Below are 18,731 nucleotides of genomic sequence, written 5' to 3'. Positions count from 1 at the left end.
CATGTTTACCACCGTACTTGTCGCCAACCGCGGGGAGATCGCCGTGCGGGTCATCCGCACCCTGCGCGCCCTGGGCATCACCTCCGTCGCCGTCTACGCCGGGTCGGACACCGCTCATCTGGCGGAGGCCGACGTGGCCGTGTGTCTGGATTCGGGCTACCTGGATATTTCCGCGATCCTGGCCGCTTGCAAGGCCACCGGCGCGCAGGCAGTGCACCCGGGGTACGGGTTCCTGTCGGAGAACGTGGATTTCGCCCGCGCCCTGCAAGATGCCGGCATCACCTTCATCGGCCCGCCGGTGGATGCCATCAACCTGATGGGCGACAAGATCCGCGCGAAAAACCATGTCGCCGCGCACCGGGTGCCGATCACCCCGGGGATCGCCGAACCCGGGATGGACAACGCGGCCTTGCTGGACGCCGCGGCCAGGCTGGGTTACCCGCTGCTGATCAAGCCCTCGGCCGGAGGCGGCGGCAAGGGCATGCTCGCGGTGCACTCCCCCGAGCAGCTGCCCGCGGCACTGTCCAGCGCCCGGCGCACCGCGGCCAGCGCGTTCGGGGACGACACCCTGTTTTTGGAGCGCCTGGTGCCAAACCCCCGGCACATCGAGGTGCAGATCCTGGCCGATGCCCACGGCAGGGTGCTGCACCTGGGCGAACGCGAATGCTCGCTGCAGCGCCGGCACCAGAAGGTCATCGAGGAGGCTCCCTCCCCGCTGGTGGACCCGGCGTTGCGCGAGCGGCTGGGCGCGGCGGCCGTGGCGGCGGCGCAATCGGTGGGGTACGTGGGGGCCGGCACCGTGGAGTTCCTGCTCAGCGCCGCGAACCCGCAGGAGTTCTACTTCATGGAGATGAACACGCGCCTGCAGGTTGAGCACCCGGTCACCGAACAGGTGGTGCGGGTGCGCGGGCAGAAGCTCGACCTGGTCGCCTGGCAGCTGCGCATCGCCGCCGGGCAGCGGCTGGATTTCGGGCAGGATGAGGTGGCTTTCCAAGGGCACGCCATCGAGGCGCGGCTCTACGCGGAGGACCCGGCAACCTTCCTGCCCTCCACCGGCACCGTGCTGGCCCTGCGGCTGCCCGATACCGTGCGGGTGGATGCGGCGCTGCGCGTCGGGCAGCAGATCGGCGCGCACTACGACCCGATGCTCGGCAAACTCATCGCCCATGGACCGCACCGCGCGGCCGCGCTGCGCACCCTGGACCGGGCACTGGCGGACACCGTGGTGCTGGGGGTGAAAACCAATCTCGAGTACCTGCGCCTGCTGCTGGCCGATCCCGCGGTGGTGGCCGGGCAGCTGGACACCGAGCTGATCGAACGCCGCAGCTTCGACCTGCGGCGGATCACCGCCGCCCAGCTGGCCTTCGCCGCGCATCTGCTGAGCGATCCGCAGGACTGCGGCCCCTGGGCGGGCGACGGCTGGCGGGCCGGTGCCCCCGCCGCCCGCCGGCTGCAGCTCCAGGTGGATGACGCGGTGGTCGACGTCGAGATTTCCGCGGGCCGCGCGCTGGTGGACGGCGAAGCCCACACGCTGGTTGACACCCCGGCCGGGCTGCAGGTCGACGGGCGGCTGATCCGGCTGGACTGGGCGCGCGACGGGGACACCCTCTGGCTGGGCGCGGCGGGCTTCAGCACCCAGGTGCGCCGGCTGACCCGGCGGGAGCGGTTGCGGATCGGCCGCACCGCCGAGCAGCTGGGCCCGCACGTGATCTCCCCGATGCCCGGCACCGTGATCGAGGTCAGGGCCGCCGACGGGGATGCCGTGGCAGCCGGCGCGGTGCTGCTGGTGGTGGAAGCGATGAAGATGGAGCACCAGCTGACCGCCCCGGCATCCGGGATCCTGCGAATGCCCGCGGTGAGACCGGGGGATGCGGTCACCGCCACCCAGGTACTTGCCACGATCGAGCCCAGCGCCGATGATGAGCATACGCGAAAGGACCAAAATGGCTAAGCGGATTGTGCAACGCGGGCTGTACCTGGATGAGCTGAGCGTCGGAACGCACTACGTCCACCGCCCCGGACGCACCATCACCGAGTCGGACAACGTGCTGTTCACGACGCTGACCATGAACAACCAGGGCCTGCACCTGGACGCGGCCTGGGCCGCCACCCAGCCCTTCGGCAAACCGCTGGTCAACTCGCTATTCACGCTGGGCACCATGATCGGCCAGTCGGTGCCGCAGCTGACCGAGGGCACCATCGTCGGCCAACTGGGTCTGGACGCGGTCAGCTTCCCGCACCCCATGTTCCCCGGGGACACCCTGTACACCGAGACGCTGATCACCCAGGTCCGCCCGTCGAAATCCCGCCCCGGCCAGGGCATCGTCACGATGCGGCACACCGGGCGCAACCAGCACGGCGTGATCGTCGCGACCGCCACCCGCACCTGCCTGATGTGGACCAAGGCCGCGCATGCGGCGAGCAAGGAGGAGTTATGAAACTCGGACCCGCCATCCTGTTCTGCCCGGCCGACCGCCCCGATCGGTATCCCAAGGCCGCCGATCGCGCCGACACCGTGATCCTGGACCTGGAGGACGCCGTGGCCCCCGCGCGCAAACAGGCCGCCCGGCAGGCGGTGCTGGATAGTTCGCTGGACCCGGCGCGCACCATCGTGCGGATCAACCCGTTCGACACCAACTACATCGCCGCGGACCTGCGCGCCGTGAAGCAGGCCGGCTACACCCGGATCATGCTGCCCAAATGCGAATCCGCGGAGCAGGTGCAAAAGCTGGCCCCGTTCGAGGTTTTCGCCCTGTGCGAGAGTGCCCGAGGGATCAACGCCGCCGCGCAGATCGCCGCCGTGGAGAATGTTTCCGCACTCATGTGGGGCGCGGAGGATCTGACCGCGTCGCTGGGCGGCACCTCCTCGCGCCATCCGGACGGCGGCTACCGGGACGTGTCGCGGTTCGCCCGCGCGCACATCCTGTTGCAAGCGGCCGCGCACGGCAAGGACAGCATCGATTCGGTGTACCTGGACATCAACGACCTGCACGGGCTGAGGATTGAGGCCCAGGATGCGGCGGCCAGCGGTTTCACCGCCAAGGCCGGCATCCACCCGGAGCAGATGCAGGTGATCCGCGAGGCGTTCGCGCCATCTGATGAACAGCGCGATCGGGCCCGGCGCCTGCTTGCCGCCGCCGCCGAACACCCCGGGGTGTTCACCTTCGAGGGGCAGATGGTTGACGAACCGTTGTTGCGCCAGGCTCGCGCCACCCTGGAAGGGCGCTGATCCGGGCAGCACAAAGGCCGGCATCCCGTGCCGGCCTGGGTGCTAGGCGATTGCCCGGGTGCTAGGCGATTGCCCGGGTGCTAGGCGATTGCCCGGGTGCTAGGCGATTGCCCGGGTGCTAGGCGATTGCCCGGGTGCTAGGCGATTGCCAGTGCCTGGGTGTGCAGCTGCTTGTTGCCGTAGTGCACGGCGAAGAACCAGGCCACACCGGTCATGAGGTGGATGACGCTCAGGGTGATAGCGGTGGCCACGTCGACCGAGTTCATGATCGGGAACGCGATCGAAAGCACCGCGATGATCAGGCCGATCCACTGGGCGACCTTGGTGATGCCCTTCTTCGCGCGGCCGATCAGGAACACCACAAAACCCAGCACGATCAGCGAGGCGGCGGTGTATCCCAGCACCTGCGCAAAATGCACCACGTCATCCGGGCTCGCACCGATCTGCATCGACGCTCCGGCAGAACCTCCGATGAAGAAGATGATGACGTTCAGGTACCCGGCGCCCAGGGCGGCGATGATGACCTGAATGAAGTTGAATGGGCTATTGGGGGTTCCCTGAGGGGCCATGGTCTTCCCTAAAATGTCGTTGACAGTGCTCAACGATTCTATAGTCGAACAACGGCGCCCAAAACCCCCGCGCCGCGTGACTTCCGTGACACTGGCCCCGATCACCCCCGGAACTCCGGGGCCGCCGGACGCTAAGGGTCGGCGATCTCTACCGCCAGCTCGCCGGATTTCCAGCGCGCGGTTGCCTCGGCGGCCCAGGCCAGGGCGCGTTTGGTCTCGTCAGGGGTGAGGAAGTAGGTATTGATGTGAAGCCGTCGCTGCGGGTCCAGGCTTTTGGGAAGCAGCACCATGGGCCGGCTGCCGGGAACCTTCACCGCGTGGAACAACCCGCAATGCCGGGCGATGTGGTGCACCTCGCAGTGCAGGTTGCTGGATCCGATGTCGGTGCTCCCGCCGTGTTCCCACTTATCCAGGTGGTCCAGCTCGCAGCGCTCCGCCGGCATGCTGCACCCCGGATAGGCGCAGCCGCGGTAGGCGGCGCGGATGGCCCGGGCTTGCGCCTTGGAGAACAGCCGCTGGGTGCGGCCCAAATCCAGGATCTGGCTTTTGCCATTGAGCACCACCGGATACAACCCGGCATTGCAGAGCAAGGCACGCGCCTCGCCGGGCGAAACGGGTATGCCGGTGATGGTGAACGCAAAATCCTCGCCGGCGGCGATCATCTTGTCGTAGTCCATGATGATGCCGATCTCCGCGGAGGCGGACCGGGTTTTTCCGGTGGATTTCAGGGTTGCCAGCAAGCCCATCAGGCGCCGCAGCTCGGGGCGCATCGCCTCGAAGGGAAGCAGCGGCGAGGCGGTGTCCGCCGGCTCACCCGTTTCCCGATCGCCGGGACCCGATTCGCCCGATGAATCCGCGGTGGCCGGGGCGTCCGTGCCCCCTTGGGAATCCGCTGGGCCCTGCGCCCAGTCAGGCATGGTTTCAGAGTTGTCCCACTCATCGGGTTCGCCGCCCTCGGCGGCAAGGTCCTGAGCCAACTGCTGGTGAAGCTCGTCCCGGTTGCCGGCCTCGGTTTTGGGGTTGTCGACCTTGCGCAGGCGGGCGTCGAAAACCTCGCCCTGCGAGGGCAGCATCCGGATCAGATAGTTCTCCAGCCCCTTGCGCCGGCCGAGCTTAAACAGGCCGATCTCGCCCAGCAGCGCGCCCAGCGGACGTTTGCGCGACTTGAGCTGATGGATCAGGTCAGCGACGTGTTTGCGGACTGTTTCGGGTTGCTCGCGCAGCAGCGTGACGGCCTGGGTCTCGATCTCGGCGCGGGCCCGGTCCCCGGCGGTTCCGGTGCCCAGGTCCTTGGCGGCTCCGTGGATCAGCCGCGAGGCGGAGAGCACCAGCCGCGGGTCGGTGTGCGGTGCGGTGAATTCCGCGGCGAGCCGGGGCAGCTGCGGGGCGGTGCGGTGCCCGGCGGTGGTGACCTGGGCGATCAGGCAATCGGTGAGCGCCAGGCGGTCCCGGGCGGAGCTCAGCGGGACCTTGAGCCAGTTGTGCAGCAGGCCGACGGTGTTTTTGTACGGGGTGCGGCCGGAGGTGGTGCGCCCGGCGGTGCGCTCAAGGTCCGCGTCGCTGGGAATCACGTCCGCGTCGGCGATGGCCTGGAAGGAGTCGGCGTCCAGCTGGTGGGCGCCGCTGCGGCGCAGCTGATCGGCCGCGAAAAGTTGGGTGCGGGCGAACTCCTGCCCGAGCTGTTCAACCAGCAGCGCAAAGTAGGCGGCGTGGCCGGCGGGGATTTCCTCGCCGGCCACCGCCGCCCAGGCCTGCGCGCAAAGGCTGCGGGCCTGCGCCAGTTTCCGCAGGGCTTGGCTGCTGGGGGTGTCCATGTCCCCAGTGTGCTCCCGGCTCCCGGGGGCGGGAGCCGCGGCGGTGGCGGATTGTGGATTACTTGGAAGCGCCGATCGCCCAGATGCGCGGCAGCGGAGCCTCGTTGACCGCAAGATCCCCGATCAACCGCGCCTTGAACACCCACGGGTTGTGGTTGCCGGCGGTGCGGGCATTGCGCCAGTGGCGGTCGAGATTTTTCGAGACACTGGTCGCGGAGGCGGCGAGCGCGTCGAAGGCATGGGTCAGGGCGTTCAAGACCAGCGGGGTGAGCACCACCTGGGCCTGGGCCGAGGCCAGCTCGGCCGCGTCGTTCGCCGCTTCGTCGTCGTCCACCGTGATCTGCCCGGCCTGCAGCGCCAGCGCCGATTCATAGGCGGCCTGCAGTGCGTGAGAGACGCGTTCAACTGTAGCGGCCGCGGCGAAGGCCGCCGCGGACACCTCGCCGATGACCTGCAGCAGCTGCGGATCCTCGCCCGCAATGTTCGCGGCCCCATGGCTGAAGGTGCGCTTGCGGTTCTTCAGTTCACCGGCGAAGTCGCGCTGCGCGGCCTTGGCCGAGCCGGCCAGCACCGCCAGCAGCACCTGCTGGTAGAAGGCCGTCTGGTACTTGAAGCGGGTCTCGAAGTCGATCAGGTCTTCGGGCCGCACCACCGCGTCGGTGAACGTCGAGGTGCCGGTGCCGGTGGTGCGCTGGCCGAAGCCGTCCCAGTCGTCCTCCAGCACGACCCCTTCCTGGTGCCGGCTGACCGCGGCGATCACACGCCGGCCGGTGTCGGTGCGCTCGGCGTAGGTATCCAGCCAATCGGCGAAGATGGACCCGGTGGAGTAGTACTTGGTGCCGTTGATCCGAAAGCCGCCGTTGCCATCCGGGCTCACCTTGGTGAGCACCTCGCCCAGGGTGACCGCCCCGACCTCGGTCCAGGAATTGCCCACCAGCTCGCCATTCACGAAGCGCTCCAGCCAGCGGTCGCGCTCCGGCCCCGGGGCCGCCACCAAGCGGTCCTCCACGAACGCGAAGTGCGCGCGCAGCGCCTGGGCGATGTTTGAATCCGCGGCCGCCAGGTCCACGAACAGCTCGAACAGCTCCGGCAGCGTGGCCCCGGCCCCGCCCTGGGCCTCGGGAACGCGGATCGCGCCGAAGCCGGCCGCGGCCAGCTGTGCGATCTGCGCATGGGGCAGGTCGCCGGTGCGGTCGCGCTGCGCGGCGCCGGCGGCGATCTGCGCAAAGTGCGGGGCGAAGCGTTCGCGCAGCCCGGCCAGGCGCGGTACGGCAAGTGCAGTCATCAGGTCTCCGATCGGAATAGTGGTGTGCCGGCTTAGGTGTACAGCGACAGCGGCTGCGATTCGCCGCGCAGGAAGTACGCGCCGACCTCGATCTTCTTGTAGTCCACGGAGTCGTGCAGCGAGTGCGTGCGCACATTGCGCCAGTACAGGTCCAGCCCCACGTCGTTTTTGGTCGACGAGGACCCGGTGACCTCGAAGACCCGGTTGGCCACGTCCACGGCGGTGTCCGAGGCGACGACCTTCAGTTCCGCGATCTGCACCGCGAGGTCCGCGCGCTGCGGCTGGCTGACGTCCCCGGCCAGGGAGAGCAGCGCATCGAAGCTGCGGCCCAGCTTTTCGCTCAGCGCCGCGACGGCGGCGGTGCGGGCCTTCAGCTCGCCCACGGTGCGCTGGAAGACGACGTCCTGGGAGTAGGTTTCGGCCTGCGCCAGGAACCAGGAGTTCTTCCGGCCCAGGATGATGCGTTTGGCCGCGGCCAGCGCCCCTTGCGCAATCCCCAGGTAGAAGTTGGCGAAGGCCAGCTGGATGCCCGGGGTGAGCAGCGTGGAGACCGGCTCGTCGGTGACCGGGCCCAGGATGTCCGCCGGGCCCACCAGCACGTTGTGGTAGTTCAGCGAGTTCGAGGCGCTCAGCCGCTGTCCCAGGTAGTCCCAGTCGTCGACGATTTCCAGGCCTTCGCGATCACGCGGGATGACGAAGGCCAGCAGTTCCCCGGCCCGCTCGCCGCTGGACACCTCGGCGTTGACCACGATGACCTCGCCCACGCCGGAGCCGGTGGAGAAGCGCTTGGACCCGTTCAGCCGGTAGCCCTCCCCTTCCGGGGTCAGCGTCAGCGAAGGATCCACCGGGTTGACCGAGTCGCCCCACAACCAGCCGCCCGCCACCGTGCGCCGCCACCAGGCGGCCTGTTCCTCGGGCGAGGCGTAGAAGGCGATGCCGGACTGGTTGATGTAGTGGTAGGCCAGCAGCTGGGAGATCGATCCGTCGGCGGCGGCCAGGATGCGCACCACCTCGAACGCGGTCTGGAAGTGCCCGCCGGCTCCGCCGAATTCGGCCGGGACCAGCAGGTCCAGCAGCCCTGCCTCGCGCAGCAGCTGCACCTCGGCGAAGGGCTGGGCGTTGGCGCGGTCGCGCTCCAACGCGTCGGCGGCCAAGCTCTGCGCCACGGAGCGGGCAATTGAGCTCCAGTGCGCCAGTTCTGCCTCATCCGCGGTCCCGGTGTACGGAACCCGGGGCAATGCGGTTCTGGTCAGGCTCATGAAAGTGTCTCCTTGAGGGTCGCGGCGGCGCCCAGGTCGCTCAAGCCGCTCTAGATGGTGTGATTCGATTCAAGCACGCCCGCCGCGAGCGTCGAAGAGGCCCGTCACTTGGCGGAACGCACCGCAAGATGACGAAACATTCACGCGTTCGTGACGGGTTGCGACCCCTTATATGACGGATTGCAACGCGTCGCGCGCGGTTCATGACGGCATCGCGGCGCCAAGGAGGCGCCACGGGGCATGATTTCCGGCCTCAGCGGCCGGGGATGACCGCTTCCGGGCTGTTTTTGGCGTCCGCGGCGGACGGCGCCCCGGCATAAGCGCCCCGGTAGGCGGCCGCCGGGTGGGTATCGGCCACCCGGGTGCGCCCGGAGACGTATTCGCGCAGCGTGTTTCCCTCGTATCCGGCCCAGGTGCGCCCGCGTTTGCGCAGTTCTGGCACCACCAGCGCCGTGAACTGCTCAAAGGAGCCCGGGGTGATGGCGTAGGCCAGGTTGATCCCGTCCAGCCCGGAGTCATCCACCCAGCGTTCGATCTCATCGGCGACGGTTTGCGGCGATCCCACCAGCACCGGGCCGATCCCGCCGACCCCCAGGTAGTCCGCGATCGTATCCGGGCTCCAGCGCTGGGCCGGGTTGGCGGTGGTGAAGATGGACACCGCGGATTGGGCGGCGTTGGTCTGAACGTAGCGCAGTTCCTCATCCGGCGCGTAGCGGCTCAGATCCAGCCCGGACCAGCCGCCGTAAAAGGCCAGCGCCCCCTCGCGGGAGCTGTACGACTGGTACTGCCTGAACAGTTTTTCCGCGGCCGCGTCGGAATCCGCCACCACGGTGGTGATCAGCGCGTAGATCTTGGCCGCGTCCCGCGGCCGGCCCACCAGTTCAAGTTCGTCGCGGATTTGATCGGTCTGCCGGCGGGTGACCGCGGTGTTGATGGAATTCAGGAAGATCCCCTCCGCGTGCTGCGCGCCGAAACGCCGGCCGCGGGAGGAAGCTCCGGCCTGGAAGATCGCCGGGGTGCGCTGGATCGAGGGCTCGGACAGGTGGATGCCCGGCACGTTGAAGTGCTTCCCGGCATGGTTGATCGGGTGCACCTTGCTCGGGTCGGTGTAGATTCCGCGCTCCCGGTCCTTGAGCACCGCGTCCTCCTCCCAGGAGCCCTCCCAGAGTTTGTAGACGACCTCCATGAACTCGTCGGCGATCCCATACCGGTCGTCGTGATCCAGCTGCCGCTGCAGCCCGAGGTTGCGGGCGGCCGATTCCAGGTAGCTGGTCACCACATTCCAGCCGATGCGCCCGCGGGTGAGGTGATCCAGCGAGGAGAATTTGCGGGCCAGCGCATAGGGCTGCTCATAGGTCAGCGCGGAGGTCACCGCGAACCCCAGGTTGCTGGTCGCCGCGGCCATGGCGGAGATCTGCATGAACGGGTCGTTCAGCGGGACCTGGTCCGCGTCCAGCAGCGCCGGGGAGGCCGAGTCCCGGTACACGTCGTAGATCCCCAGCACATCGGCCAGGAACAGGGCGTCGAATCCCCCGGCTTCCAGGGTTTTGGCCAGGTCGATCCAGTACTCCAGGGTGTTGTAGGTATCCGCCCGGTTCTCCGGGTGCCGCCACAACCCGGGGCTCTGGTGGCTCACGCAGGTCATGTCGAAGGCGTTGAGGTGGATTCGTCGGCTCATGAGCGGGCTCCAAATTTATTGCGGTCGATGATCACCGCGAGCAGCAGGATGATCAGCAGCACCAGGCCGCGGCCCAGGTCCTGCCAGAAGAATGAAAGCCCCACCAGGTTCATGCCGTTGTTCAGCAAACCGAAAATCAGCACCCCGACCAGGCTGCCGGCGACCGACACCCGGCCGTAGCGGCTGAGTGTCGCGCCGATGAACACGGCCCCGATGGCGTCCATCAGGTAGGCCTGGCCGCTGCCGGGAACAAACCCGTTGGACCGCGCGGCAAGCACCACCCCGGCGAATCCGGCCACCAGCGCGCAGAACACGTAGGCGCTGGCCAGCAGCGGGGTGATGCGCAGCCCGCTGAGCGCGGCCGCGCGCGGCTGCTCGCCGGTGTGGGTCAGCGCCCGCCCGTAGCGGGTGTATCCCAGCACCACCGCCACCACCACCGCGATCACCGCCGCGTTGATGATCGCCGCGTCGATGCCTAGAAAGTAGCCCCGGCCGATCACCGCGAAACCATCGGGCACCAGCGGCGCGGACAGGTAGATCGGCGCCCCGCCGCCGGTGAGCAGCTGCTGCACGCTGGTCCCCACGAACCAGACGCTCAGGGTCGCCAGGAACGGCGGGATGCGCAGGCCGATGATCAGCCCGGCGTTCACCAGTCCCACCGCCAGCGCGCACAGCAGCCCGCCGAGCACCGCCACCCAGGCGCGGTAGCCGTCCAGGATCAGCCAGGCGCTGGCAAGCGCCCCCAGATCCAGGGCCACCCCGATGGACAAATCGATCCCTCCGGCGCGCACCACAATACTCAGGCCCACGGCCACCAGGGCCAGCAGGGACACCTGCCCGAGCACCCCCAGCAGGTTGCCGGCACTGAGGAAGGCGGGGCTGAGCACCGAAAACACCAGCAGGATCAGGCCCAGGGCCACCGGCGCGATGGCGCGGGACAGCTGGGGCAAACGCACCGTCCGTGCAAGCTGCAAAGTGGTCATCGGTTATTCCTTCCGCGCAGGGTAATACTTGCCAGTACCGCCAGGATCAGCACACCCTTGGCGGCGCCAACCCATTGGCTGGCCACCCCCAGCAGGGTCAGCCCGTTATCCAGCGCGGCCACAAAAACCGCGGCCAGCACGGTGCCCGGCACACTGACCAGCTGGCGGCTGGAGAAGATCATCGACATGTAGGCAACCAGCACAATATCGAGCAGGATCTGCGTGCCGATGCCCGGCACCGCGGCCGACAGCCGGGAGGCCAGCAGCACCCCGGCCACCCCGGCGAGGATCGAACTGGCCAGATAGCTGGTGAAACGGTAGCCGGAGACTCGCAGCCCCGCCACCTTGGCGGCGGTGGCGTTTTGCCCCACCGCGTAGGAGTTCACACCCCAGCTGGTTTTGGCGAAAACCCACCAGCCCAGCGCGCCGATCAGCAGCATCAGCCAGACACTCACCGGCAGGCCCGCCAAGCTTCCGGTCCGCAGGGTGGTGAAAAACTGGTTGTCGATCCCGATTTTCAGGTTCTGGCTGAATACCAGTTCCAGGGAGGCGGCCACACCCATGGTCGCCAGCGTCGCCAGCAGCGGGCGCAGCCCCGCACTCACCGCGGCGCCGTTGATCAGGCCGATCAGCGCGGCCAGCCCCACCCCCAACAGGATGCTCAACCCCGCAGGGGTGCCGTGGGAGAGCGCCAGCGCGGTGACGGTACCGGATAAGCCGGCCACCGCCCCGGTGGACAGGTCGATCCCGCCGTTGAGCACGTCGTCGCCGCCGTTGATGATCACCACCGCCAGGCCCACCCCGGCGATCGCGAACACGGAGGCCTGGGTCAAGATGGTGCTCAGGTTCGCGCCGGTGAGAAAGTGCTCGGAACCCAGGGCGAAGATCAGCAGCACCGCGAGCAGCACCGCGAGCAGCACCGCGTATCCCAGCCAACCGCGGAGCCTCAGGCCCGGACCGGTGGCTTCACTGGTCTCGGGACGGCTGATGGTACTCATGCGTTCACCTCAGTAGTTGGGTCGTTGATTCCGGCGGAGGCCAGCTGGAGGATGGTGTCGCTGCTCGGGTGGTTAAGTTCGGCGATCACTTCGCCGCGGAACAGCACCAGCACGCGGTCCGCTAGCCCCGCCACTTCTTCCAGGTCGACGCTGATCAGCAGGATTCCGGTCCCTTGTTCGACCAGCTCCTGCAGCTGCGTGTAGATGTGCGCCCGGCTGCCGATGTCCACCCCGGAGGTTGGCGAGTCAAGCACCAGCACGTTGGATTCCTTCGCCAGCCAGCGTGCCAGCACGGTTTTCTGCTGGTTGCCGCCGGAGAGCCCGGAGGCCACCGCATCCGGCGACGCCGGGCGGATGTCCAATTTCTCCACCAGGGCCTGCGCCGCCCGCGCTTCGGTCCGTTTGGAGGTGAATCCCAGTGCGCCGCCGAGTTTGCGCAGGCTGGCGGCGGCGATGTTCTCGCTCACGGTGTTGCGCAGGAAGATTCCCTCGCCCCTCCGGTCGGCCGGCACATACCCGCCGCCGTGCGCCACAAACTGCGCGGCCGACTCGATCCGCTGGTTATTCAGTGTCACGCTTCCGGTGTGCTTGCCGGTGATCGCCTGGGCCAGCACCTCGATGCCGGAACCCAGCAACCCGGTCACCGCGAGGATTTCCCCGGGGTGCACGTCGAGGTTGATCGCCGACAGCTGCTGGGGAACCCCCAGGTTTTTCAGGCTCAACACCGCCTCGCCCTGGCGGCGCGCGCCGCGCTGGTGGGTGAACTCGTTCACCTCGTTGCCGATCATCAAGGACACCACATCCGAGATGCTGTCCCCCGCGCTGAAACTTGCCTCGCCCGCGTTGCGCCCGTTGCGCAGCACCGTAATTCGATCGGTGATCTGGCGCAGCTCCTGCAGGTAGTGGGAGATGAAGATGATGCCGACTCCGCGATCGCGCAGGTGGCGCACGGTGTCGAACAGCTGGTGGACCTCGTCGGTGGCCAACGGGGCGGTGGGTTCGTCCAGGATCAGCACCTTCGGCTCGGCCAGCACCGCCCTGGCGATCTGGATCAGCTGCTGTTGGGCGACACTGAGCTCGTCGACAAAGGCGCGGGGGTCAAGCTGTTGCCCGGTGGCTTCCAAGATGTCGGCCCGCGCCTTGGCCGCGGTGGCGGCCGCCGAGCGCCACAGGCTGCGGCCGGTTCCCAGGTACAGCTGTTCGCCAACCGTCAGGCGTCCGGCAAGGTGCCGGTCCTGGTGGATGACGCGGATGCCCAGGGCCTCGGCGTCGGCCGGCCGTCGAATCTGCACCTGGCGCCCGGCGAGCTGGATGCTCCCCGCATCCAGCGAGTACAGGCCGGTGAGGATCTTGATCAGGGTGGATTTGCCCGCGCCGTTCTCCCCGACCAGCCCGAGCACCTCGCCGCGGTGCAGCTCAAGATCCACGTCGTTGAGCACCGGGACCTCGCCGAATGACTTGCCGATGCCGCTCATGCGCAGCAGGGTATTAGATTCCATTGTCGCTGCGCACCTGCTCGACGTTTTCCTTGGTCACAAAAATCGGCTCGGCGTAGCTGGTGCTCGGCACCAGTTCTGCTTGCCCGGCAAGATACCGTGCGATGTTGCTGGCCGAGGTGGCGGCAATCGACTTGGTCGGTTGCGCCACGGTGAACTGGTAGGCGCTGTCCGGGTCCTGGATCAGATCCAGCGCGCCGGGCTCCGCGTCGACCCCGTACAGGCCGATGCCCTCGATATCCAGCGGGTCGATTGCCTGGGCCGCGCCGATCAGCGGCATGTCCCAGCAAGACCAGATGGCGTCCACTTCACCCTCGGGAAGCCGGCGCAGCTGGTCCTGGATCTGGTTTTTGGCATCCTCGATGGTGCCCTCGTACTTGTCCTGCAGCTCCGGGGTGATTTTTTCGATGTTCGGGTAGTCCTTGAGCACCAGGTTCAGGCTCTCGTAACGGATCCGGCACGGGGTCACCCCGGGGAAACCGTTGAAAACCAGGATTTTGCCTTCACCGCCGATGTCCTCCGCCATGGTGCGTGCCAAGGTGGTGCCGATGTTCCAGTTGTCGCTCGTGACGTTGTTTGTGGAGTATTCGGACTGGAAGTCGATGGTGAACAGCGGGATGCCGGCCTCATCGACCTTGGCCAGGGCCGGGGTCAGGGTTTGCGCGTCGCCCAGGATCACCACAATCGCGTCGGGTGCCTGGGTGATCAGGTTTTCGACGTTTGCCAGGTGTTTTTCATCCTTCGCCTCGGCCTGCGTGGCGATGGCCTTTCCACCGAGCTCTTCGATCCGTTGCTGGATCTGCTCGTAAACCACCCGCGAGTAGTCGTGCAGGATGTCCTTGGCGGCGATGCCGATGGTTTTGCCTTCCAGCGAGGGCACGTCGCTCAGTTCCTGCACGGCGACCGGTTCGCCGCGATCCACCGCTGCGACCTGGCGTGGGGGTTCTTTCAGTGAGCAGCCGGTGAGCAGTGTTGCCGTGCTCAAAGCCAAGGCCAGAATTTTGGTGGTCGCCCCCGCGCGCATAAATGATCCCTCTCTACGTTCCGAAAAATCCCGAGGGCGGCATCAATTGCACGGCCTGGGGCTGAATCGGTCCTGGTGATACCCGGCATAACGCTGTCTTCGCCTCGCCAGATGGTGCGTTTTTGATTCAAGCACGCCCGCCGCGAGCCTCGAAGCGGTACGTCACTTGGCGGAACGCACCGCAAGATGACGAAACATTCGGGCGTTCATGACGCAATGCACCGGTGAATGTGACCGTGCGGGGCGTGCGGGCGCGTCGCAAAACGACATGCAGGTTGTGCGGGCACTGCGGCCCTTTAACAGGTTGTGCGTGAAGGCGGCGAAAAGTTCCGGATACAAAAATCACCCGTCCAAGAATCCTCAGACGGGTGATCCGGCAGACCGCCGGGCAAGGTTGGCGTGTCAGCTGCGTTTTTTGGAGAGCAGCAGCAAGATCCAGACCAGGAACGGCGCCCCGGCGATGGAGGTGACCAGGCCCACGGGAAGCAGCACCGGGAAAACGTTCTGCCCCAGCAGATCCGCCAGCAACATCAGCACCGCACCGGTCAGCGCCGCCCGCCCCGGGGTGGGATGAGTGGTGCCGAACATCCGTTGGGCCAGTTGGGGTGCGACGAAGGCGATAAATCCGACCGGGCCGGCCACCGCCACGGTGGCCCCGGCCAGCACCACCGAGGTGCCCAGCAAGATCAGGCTGACCGCTTTCACGTTCAGGCCCAGGGCGGCGGCCACGTCGTCGCCGAGTTCCAGGATATCCAGCCAGCGGGCGGCCAGGATGATCAGGATGGCACCCAGGAGCAGCACCAGCAGGGCCACCGGTTTCAGCAGGTCCCAGGTGGCCAGCGAGAGGCTGCCGGTCAACCACACCATGGCGCTGTTCAGGTCCGGCAGCTCCGCCCGCAAGAGCATCCAGCTCACTCCTGCCCCCAGGCCGGCGTTAACACCCAGGCCCACCAGGACCAGGCGGAAGGAACTGATGCCGCCGCGGTAGGACAAGGAAATCACCAGCGCCCCGGCCAGCACCGCGCCGAGCATGGCGGATAAGGGCAAACGCCAGGGGCCGAGCAGCAAAATGGCGGGGAACAGGCTGGTCCCCACGATGGAGGTGACCGCGCCCAGGCTGGCGCCGGAGGTGACGCCGATGATGTCCGGGCTGGCCAGCACGTTGCGCAGCACCGACTGGGTGATGGCCCCGGCAATCCCGAAGCCGACGCCCACCACCACGGCGCCCAGGGCGCGCGGCCCGCGCAGTTCGCGGACCAGGAACATGGTCCCGGAATCAGCCTGCCCGGTGGCAACCAGCCACCATTGGCGCACATCGGCGCCCAGGCCCAGCGCGTTGAGAAGCAGCAGCAGGCAGGCCGCGGCCAGCAGCACCCAGCACAGCGGCGCCCGCCAGGATATGCGCGGCGGCGCGCTGCGGGTCAGCTCAGAGACTGTCATTGGCCCTCCTCATCCGCGAGCTGCGGGCGATCAGGATAAATAGGGGTGCGCCGATGATCGCCAGCATGATGCCGACACTCAGCTCGCTGGTTTCAAGCACCAGGCGTCCCACGGTGTCGGCAAGCAGCATGATGGCCCCGCCCAGCACCCCGGAGAGCACTACCACCCCGGGCAGGCCGCCGGGGGCGATCCGTTTGGCCAGGTGCGGGGCGGCCAGGCCGAGGAAGGCGATGGCGCCCATGGAGGCGGTGGCCGCGGAGGCGAGCACCACCACGGCGAGCAGGCCGATCAGCCGGTCGCGGATGACGTTGCGGCCAAGGCCGGCGGCCACATCGTCGCCCAAGGCCAGCGCATCCAGGGAGGGGGCGTTCAGCACGGTCAGGATCAATCCGAGCGCCAGCCAGGGGGCCACGTCCCAGAGCACCGAGGCGTCCCGGCCGGACAAGGATCCGACGGTCCAGTAGCGGAAGCGGTCCATGGTGACCTTGTCCAGCAGCACCACGGTGCTGGAGATCGCGTTGAGCACCCCGGTGATGATGGTGCCGGCCAGCACCAGGCTGGTGGCGGCGTTGGCCACCCGGATCCGCGAGGCCAGGCCCAGCACCACCGCACCGGCCAGCAGCCCGCCCAGCAGGCCGAACACGGTGTATTGCGCGGGCAGGGTGAAGTGGAAAACGCTGATCGCGAAGACCACCCCGGTGGCGGCCCCGGCGCTGACCCCCAACAGTCCCGGGTCGGCCAGCGGGTTGCGGGTGTGCGCCTGGCACAGCGCCCCGGCGATCCCCAGCGCGATCCCGCAGACCAGGCCCAGCACGGTGCGCGGCACCCGCAGGTCCATCACCGCGGCGTTGGCCTCTGCGATGTTCTCGCCACGCAGGTAGGCCAGCACCTCGGCGGCCGGCAGCGGTTGCGAACCGTAAAACAAGCTGGCCACGATGGCCCCCAAGAGCACGCAGACGGCAAGAACCGGCAGGCCCTTGCGGGCCCGCCGGTTCACCGCTGGCTCACGCGCAGCGACGGTCATGCTAGTCCTCGTCGTGGTGGTGGTCGTGGTCTGCCTGGCCGCGGCGCCAGTACCCGTCGACGTCCCAGTTGTCGCGGTCAAGACCCAGGTCGTTTTTCAGGTAGCGGCGCAGCGGCTTGATGGACATCGACTCGCCGGCCACCCAGATGAACCCTTCGCCGTCGGGCAGCTGCTGGTTTTTCACCGCTTGCTCCAGCAGGTTGGTGCTTCCGGCCGGCGCGGTGCCGCGGTGCAGCCAGTTCAGTTCCAGTTGCGCCGGGCTGTCGACGGGGATTTCATCGGCCGCGCCGTTGACCTCGATGAAGGCGAAGACCTTCACCTCGGGGCGCAGGCCCGAGACCCAGCGGGCCAGGGCCGGCAGCGCGGTTTCATCCGCGGCCAGCACATACCAGTCGAACACGTCCTTGACCCGGAAGGAGCCGCGCGGGCCAAGCAGGGCCAGCTGTTCGCCGGGCTGCGCGGTGCCCGCCCAACGCCCGGCCACACCGTGTTCGTGCAACACGAAGTCAAGATCCATCCAGCCTTCGGCCGGGTTGGCGTCGCGGATGGTGTAGTCGCGGCTGGTCATCGAGCGGCCGTCGATCCACCGGTCGCCTTCAACCCGCGGAAGCACCGGGTTGCCGTCGGCGTCGCGGTCGAAAAACACCTTCACATGGTCTTCCGCCGCGACGCTGCGCAGCGAGGTGAGGTCCTGGCCGGTCACCCGGATCCGCACCATGCTCGCGCCCAGGGGCGTCACCGATTCAACGGTGACCAATCTGGGAACCAGCGGGTGGGTGTAGGTGGCGTTTTTGCTGTTTTCTTCGTCCGGGGCGATCAGTTCGCCGGAAGCCGGATCGTGTGTGGTGATGATCATGGGATTACAGGCCCTTCAGGGCTTCTTCGATCTGTTCGACAACACGCAGGGCTGCACCGTAGTTGTCCGGGAAGAAGTGGGTCAGGCCGAAGGCGTGCTTGTCCTTGACCGCCGGCAGGGCGCTCCAGGTTGCCTGGCCCTCCAGGGTGTCCAGGGCGTCGGAGGCGCCGTCGGTGTATTCCGGGTAGAAGATCACGGTGGCGTCATCGAGCTGGGAGAGCTGCTCGAAGGAGAGGAACACGCCGTTTTCCGCGGCCTCGTCCTTCACCACGCTTGCCGCCGGGGCGCCGAGGTCGTCAAGCACCTTGCCGATCCAGGAAATCTTGGAGTAGACGGTCACGTCCTCGTAGGCGTCGATTGCCGCGAAGGTGTTGCCCGAGAGCTGATCCGCGTAGTCGGCCTTGACCTGCGCGACCTTGTCTTCATAGGCCTTCTTCTCCGCGAGGGCTTCCTCCCCGTTGCCAAGGACCTCGGCCATGGTCACCGAGGCGTCGCGGGTTCCGGCGGAGCCGTTGGTGCGGATCAGCACGGTCGGGGCGATGGCGTCGAGCTTCTCGAACTCGGCCTTCTTCTCGGAGCTGAGTTCTTCCGACGCGTCGTTGCCGCCGCGGACGAAACCGATCAGCAAATCCGGCTTCAGCTCGACAAGCTGCTCGTAATCCCAGCCGTCCGGGGTCAGGATTGAGGGCAGGTCTGCAACGGCGTCGTAGTCCTTGACGTCGCCGAATGAATCGTCGAATGCGTCCCCGGCGGTAGCCAGCGGGGTCAGGCCGGCCTCAACGGCTGGCACGGTGCCGCCTTCCAGGGCCACCACACGCTGCGGGTCGGCCGGGATGCTGACCTGGCCGAAGGCGGTGTCAACGGTGATGGTGCCGTCGGCGTTCTGCGAGGCCTCGGCGGCGGCGGCGGTTTCGCTGCTGGCGTTGGTGCCGGAAGCGCAACCTGTGGCGAGCAGGGACAGGGACAATGCCGCGGCGGCAAAACGGGCGCGTGCAGTGATTTTCATGTGCGAGTGCTTTCGGATTTGTCGGATGTAGCGAAAACTGTGGTGAGCAAATCACCCCGGTTCACGCTAC

16 protein-coding genes are annotated in these 18,731 nt (G+C 67.6%); 3 read left to right on the top strand and 13 right to left on the bottom strand.

Annotation, left to right across the window (positions count from 1 at the left end):
• The first annotated feature begins 1 nt into the window (after position 1).
• From ACIOWL_RS03320 to ACIOWL_RS03310, 3 genes are read left to right on the top strand one after another with little or no spacing between them, the layout of a single operon-like run.
• A complete protein-coding gene (locus tag ACIOWL_RS03320; RefSeq protein WP_400381684.1) occupies positions 2 to 1,951 on the top strand; it encodes an acetyl/propionyl/methylcrotonyl-CoA carboxylase subunit alpha in 1,950 nt (649 codons plus the stop codon).
• Positions 1,944 to 2,438 carry a MaoC family dehydratase gene (locus tag ACIOWL_RS03315; RefSeq protein WP_400381682.1) on the top strand — a complete coding sequence of 165 codons (495 nt, stop codon included), beginning with the start codon at positions 1,944 to 1,946 and terminating at the stop codon, positions 2,436 to 2,438. The genes ACIOWL_RS03320 and ACIOWL_RS03315 overlap by 8 nt, the downstream gene beginning before the upstream one ends.
• The gene (locus tag ACIOWL_RS03310; RefSeq protein ID WP_400381680.1) at positions 2,435 to 3,229 is read left to right on the top strand and encodes an HpcH/HpaI aldolase/citrate lyase family protein; all 795 of its coding nucleotides are present in this window, start codon (positions 2,435 to 2,437) and stop codon (positions 3,227 to 3,229) included. Before ACIOWL_RS03315 ends, ACIOWL_RS03310 begins: the two co-directional genes overlap by 4 nt.
• A gap of 137 nt (positions 3,230 to 3,366) precedes the next feature.
• Here the strand turns inward: ACIOWL_RS03310 and ACIOWL_RS03305 are convergent, their stop codons facing one another.
• The 13 genes from ACIOWL_RS03305 to ACIOWL_RS03245 form a co-directional block, all read right to left on the bottom strand.
• Positions 3,367 to 3,798, bottom strand: a complete 432-nt coding sequence (locus ACIOWL_RS03305) for a DUF6069 family protein (protein WP_400381677.1) — start codon at positions 3,796 to 3,798, stop codon at positions 3,367 to 3,369.
• A 131-nt stretch (positions 3,799 to 3,929) separates the two neighbouring features.
• Positions 3,930 to 5,612 carry an HNH endonuclease signature motif containing protein gene (locus ACIOWL_RS03300; RefSeq protein ID WP_400381674.1) on the bottom strand — a complete coding sequence of 561 codons (1,683 nt, stop codon included), beginning with the start codon at positions 5,610 to 5,612 and terminating at the stop codon, positions 3,930 to 3,932.
• Positions 5,613 to 5,670: 58 nt separating this feature from the next.
• Positions 5,671 to 6,897, bottom strand: a complete 1,227-nt coding sequence (locus tag ACIOWL_RS03295; protein ID WP_400381671.1) for an acyl-CoA dehydrogenase family protein — start codon at positions 6,895 to 6,897, stop codon at positions 5,671 to 5,673.
• A 32-nt stretch (positions 6,898 to 6,929) separates the two neighbouring features.
• Positions 6,930 to 8,156, bottom strand: coding sequence for an acyl-CoA dehydrogenase family protein (locus ACIOWL_RS03290; RefSeq protein WP_400381668.1), 1,227 nt, complete (start codon positions 8,154 to 8,156; stop codon positions 6,930 to 6,932).
• 253 nt (positions 8,157 to 8,409) lie between these two features.
• The gene (locus tag ACIOWL_RS03285) at positions 8,410 to 9,834 is read right to left on the bottom strand and encodes an LLM class flavin-dependent oxidoreductase (RefSeq protein WP_400381665.1); all 1,425 of its coding nucleotides are present in this window, start codon (positions 9,832 to 9,834) and stop codon (positions 8,410 to 8,412) included.
• Positions 9,831 to 10,817 (bottom strand): ABC transporter permease, encoded by a 987-nt coding sequence (locus ACIOWL_RS03280; protein WP_400381663.1) that lies wholly within the window; start codon positions 10,815 to 10,817, stop codon positions 9,831 to 9,833. The genes ACIOWL_RS03285 and ACIOWL_RS03280 overlap by 4 nt, the downstream gene beginning before the upstream one ends.
• A complete protein-coding gene (locus ACIOWL_RS03275; protein ID WP_400381661.1) occupies positions 10,814 to 11,815 on the bottom strand; it encodes an ABC transporter permease in 1,002 nt (333 codons plus the stop codon). Before ACIOWL_RS03275 ends, ACIOWL_RS03280 begins: the two co-directional genes overlap by 4 nt.
• Complete coding sequence (locus ACIOWL_RS03270; protein WP_400381659.1) at positions 11,812 to 13,314, bottom strand: sugar ABC transporter ATP-binding protein; 1,503 nt, start codon at positions 13,312 to 13,314, stop codon at positions 11,812 to 11,814. The genes ACIOWL_RS03275 and ACIOWL_RS03270 overlap by 4 nt, the downstream gene beginning before the upstream one ends.
• The gene (locus ACIOWL_RS03265) at positions 13,304 to 14,335 is read right to left on the bottom strand and encodes a substrate-binding domain-containing protein (protein ID WP_400381656.1); all 1,032 of its coding nucleotides are present in this window, start codon (positions 14,333 to 14,335) and stop codon (positions 13,304 to 13,306) included. Before ACIOWL_RS03265 ends, ACIOWL_RS03270 begins: the two co-directional genes overlap by 11 nt.
• A gap of 402 nt (positions 14,336 to 14,737) precedes the next feature.
• Positions 14,738 to 15,775, bottom strand: a complete 1,038-nt coding sequence (locus ACIOWL_RS03260; protein ID WP_400381654.1) for a FecCD family ABC transporter permease — start codon at positions 15,773 to 15,775, stop codon at positions 14,738 to 14,740.
• Complete coding sequence (locus tag ACIOWL_RS03255; RefSeq protein ID WP_400381651.1) at positions 15,762 to 16,799, bottom strand: FecCD family ABC transporter permease; 1,038 nt, start codon at positions 16,797 to 16,799, stop codon at positions 15,762 to 15,764. Before ACIOWL_RS03255 ends, ACIOWL_RS03260 begins: the two co-directional genes overlap by 14 nt.
• A 1-nt stretch (position 16,800) precedes the next feature.
• The gene (locus ACIOWL_RS03250; protein ID WP_400381648.1) at positions 16,801 to 17,655 is read right to left on the bottom strand and encodes a siderophore-interacting protein; all 855 of its coding nucleotides are present in this window, start codon (positions 17,653 to 17,655) and stop codon (positions 16,801 to 16,803) included.
• A gap of 4 nt (positions 17,656 to 17,659) precedes the next feature.
• Positions 17,660 to 18,661 carry an ABC transporter substrate-binding protein gene (locus tag ACIOWL_RS03245; protein WP_400381646.1) on the bottom strand — a complete coding sequence of 334 codons (1,002 nt, stop codon included), beginning with the start codon at positions 18,659 to 18,661 and terminating at the stop codon, positions 17,660 to 17,662.
• Positions 18,662 to 18,731 lie beyond the last annotated feature (70 nt).

Source organism: Glutamicibacter sp. NPDC087344, assembly GCF_044744225.1.
In the GTDB taxonomy this organism is placed as follows: Bacteria; Actinomycetota; Actinomycetes; order Actinomycetales; family Micrococcaceae; genus Glutamicibacter.
The sequence above is the reverse complement of the archived record's forward strand: the minus strand, read 5'-3'. Positions and strand labels throughout refer to the sequence as shown.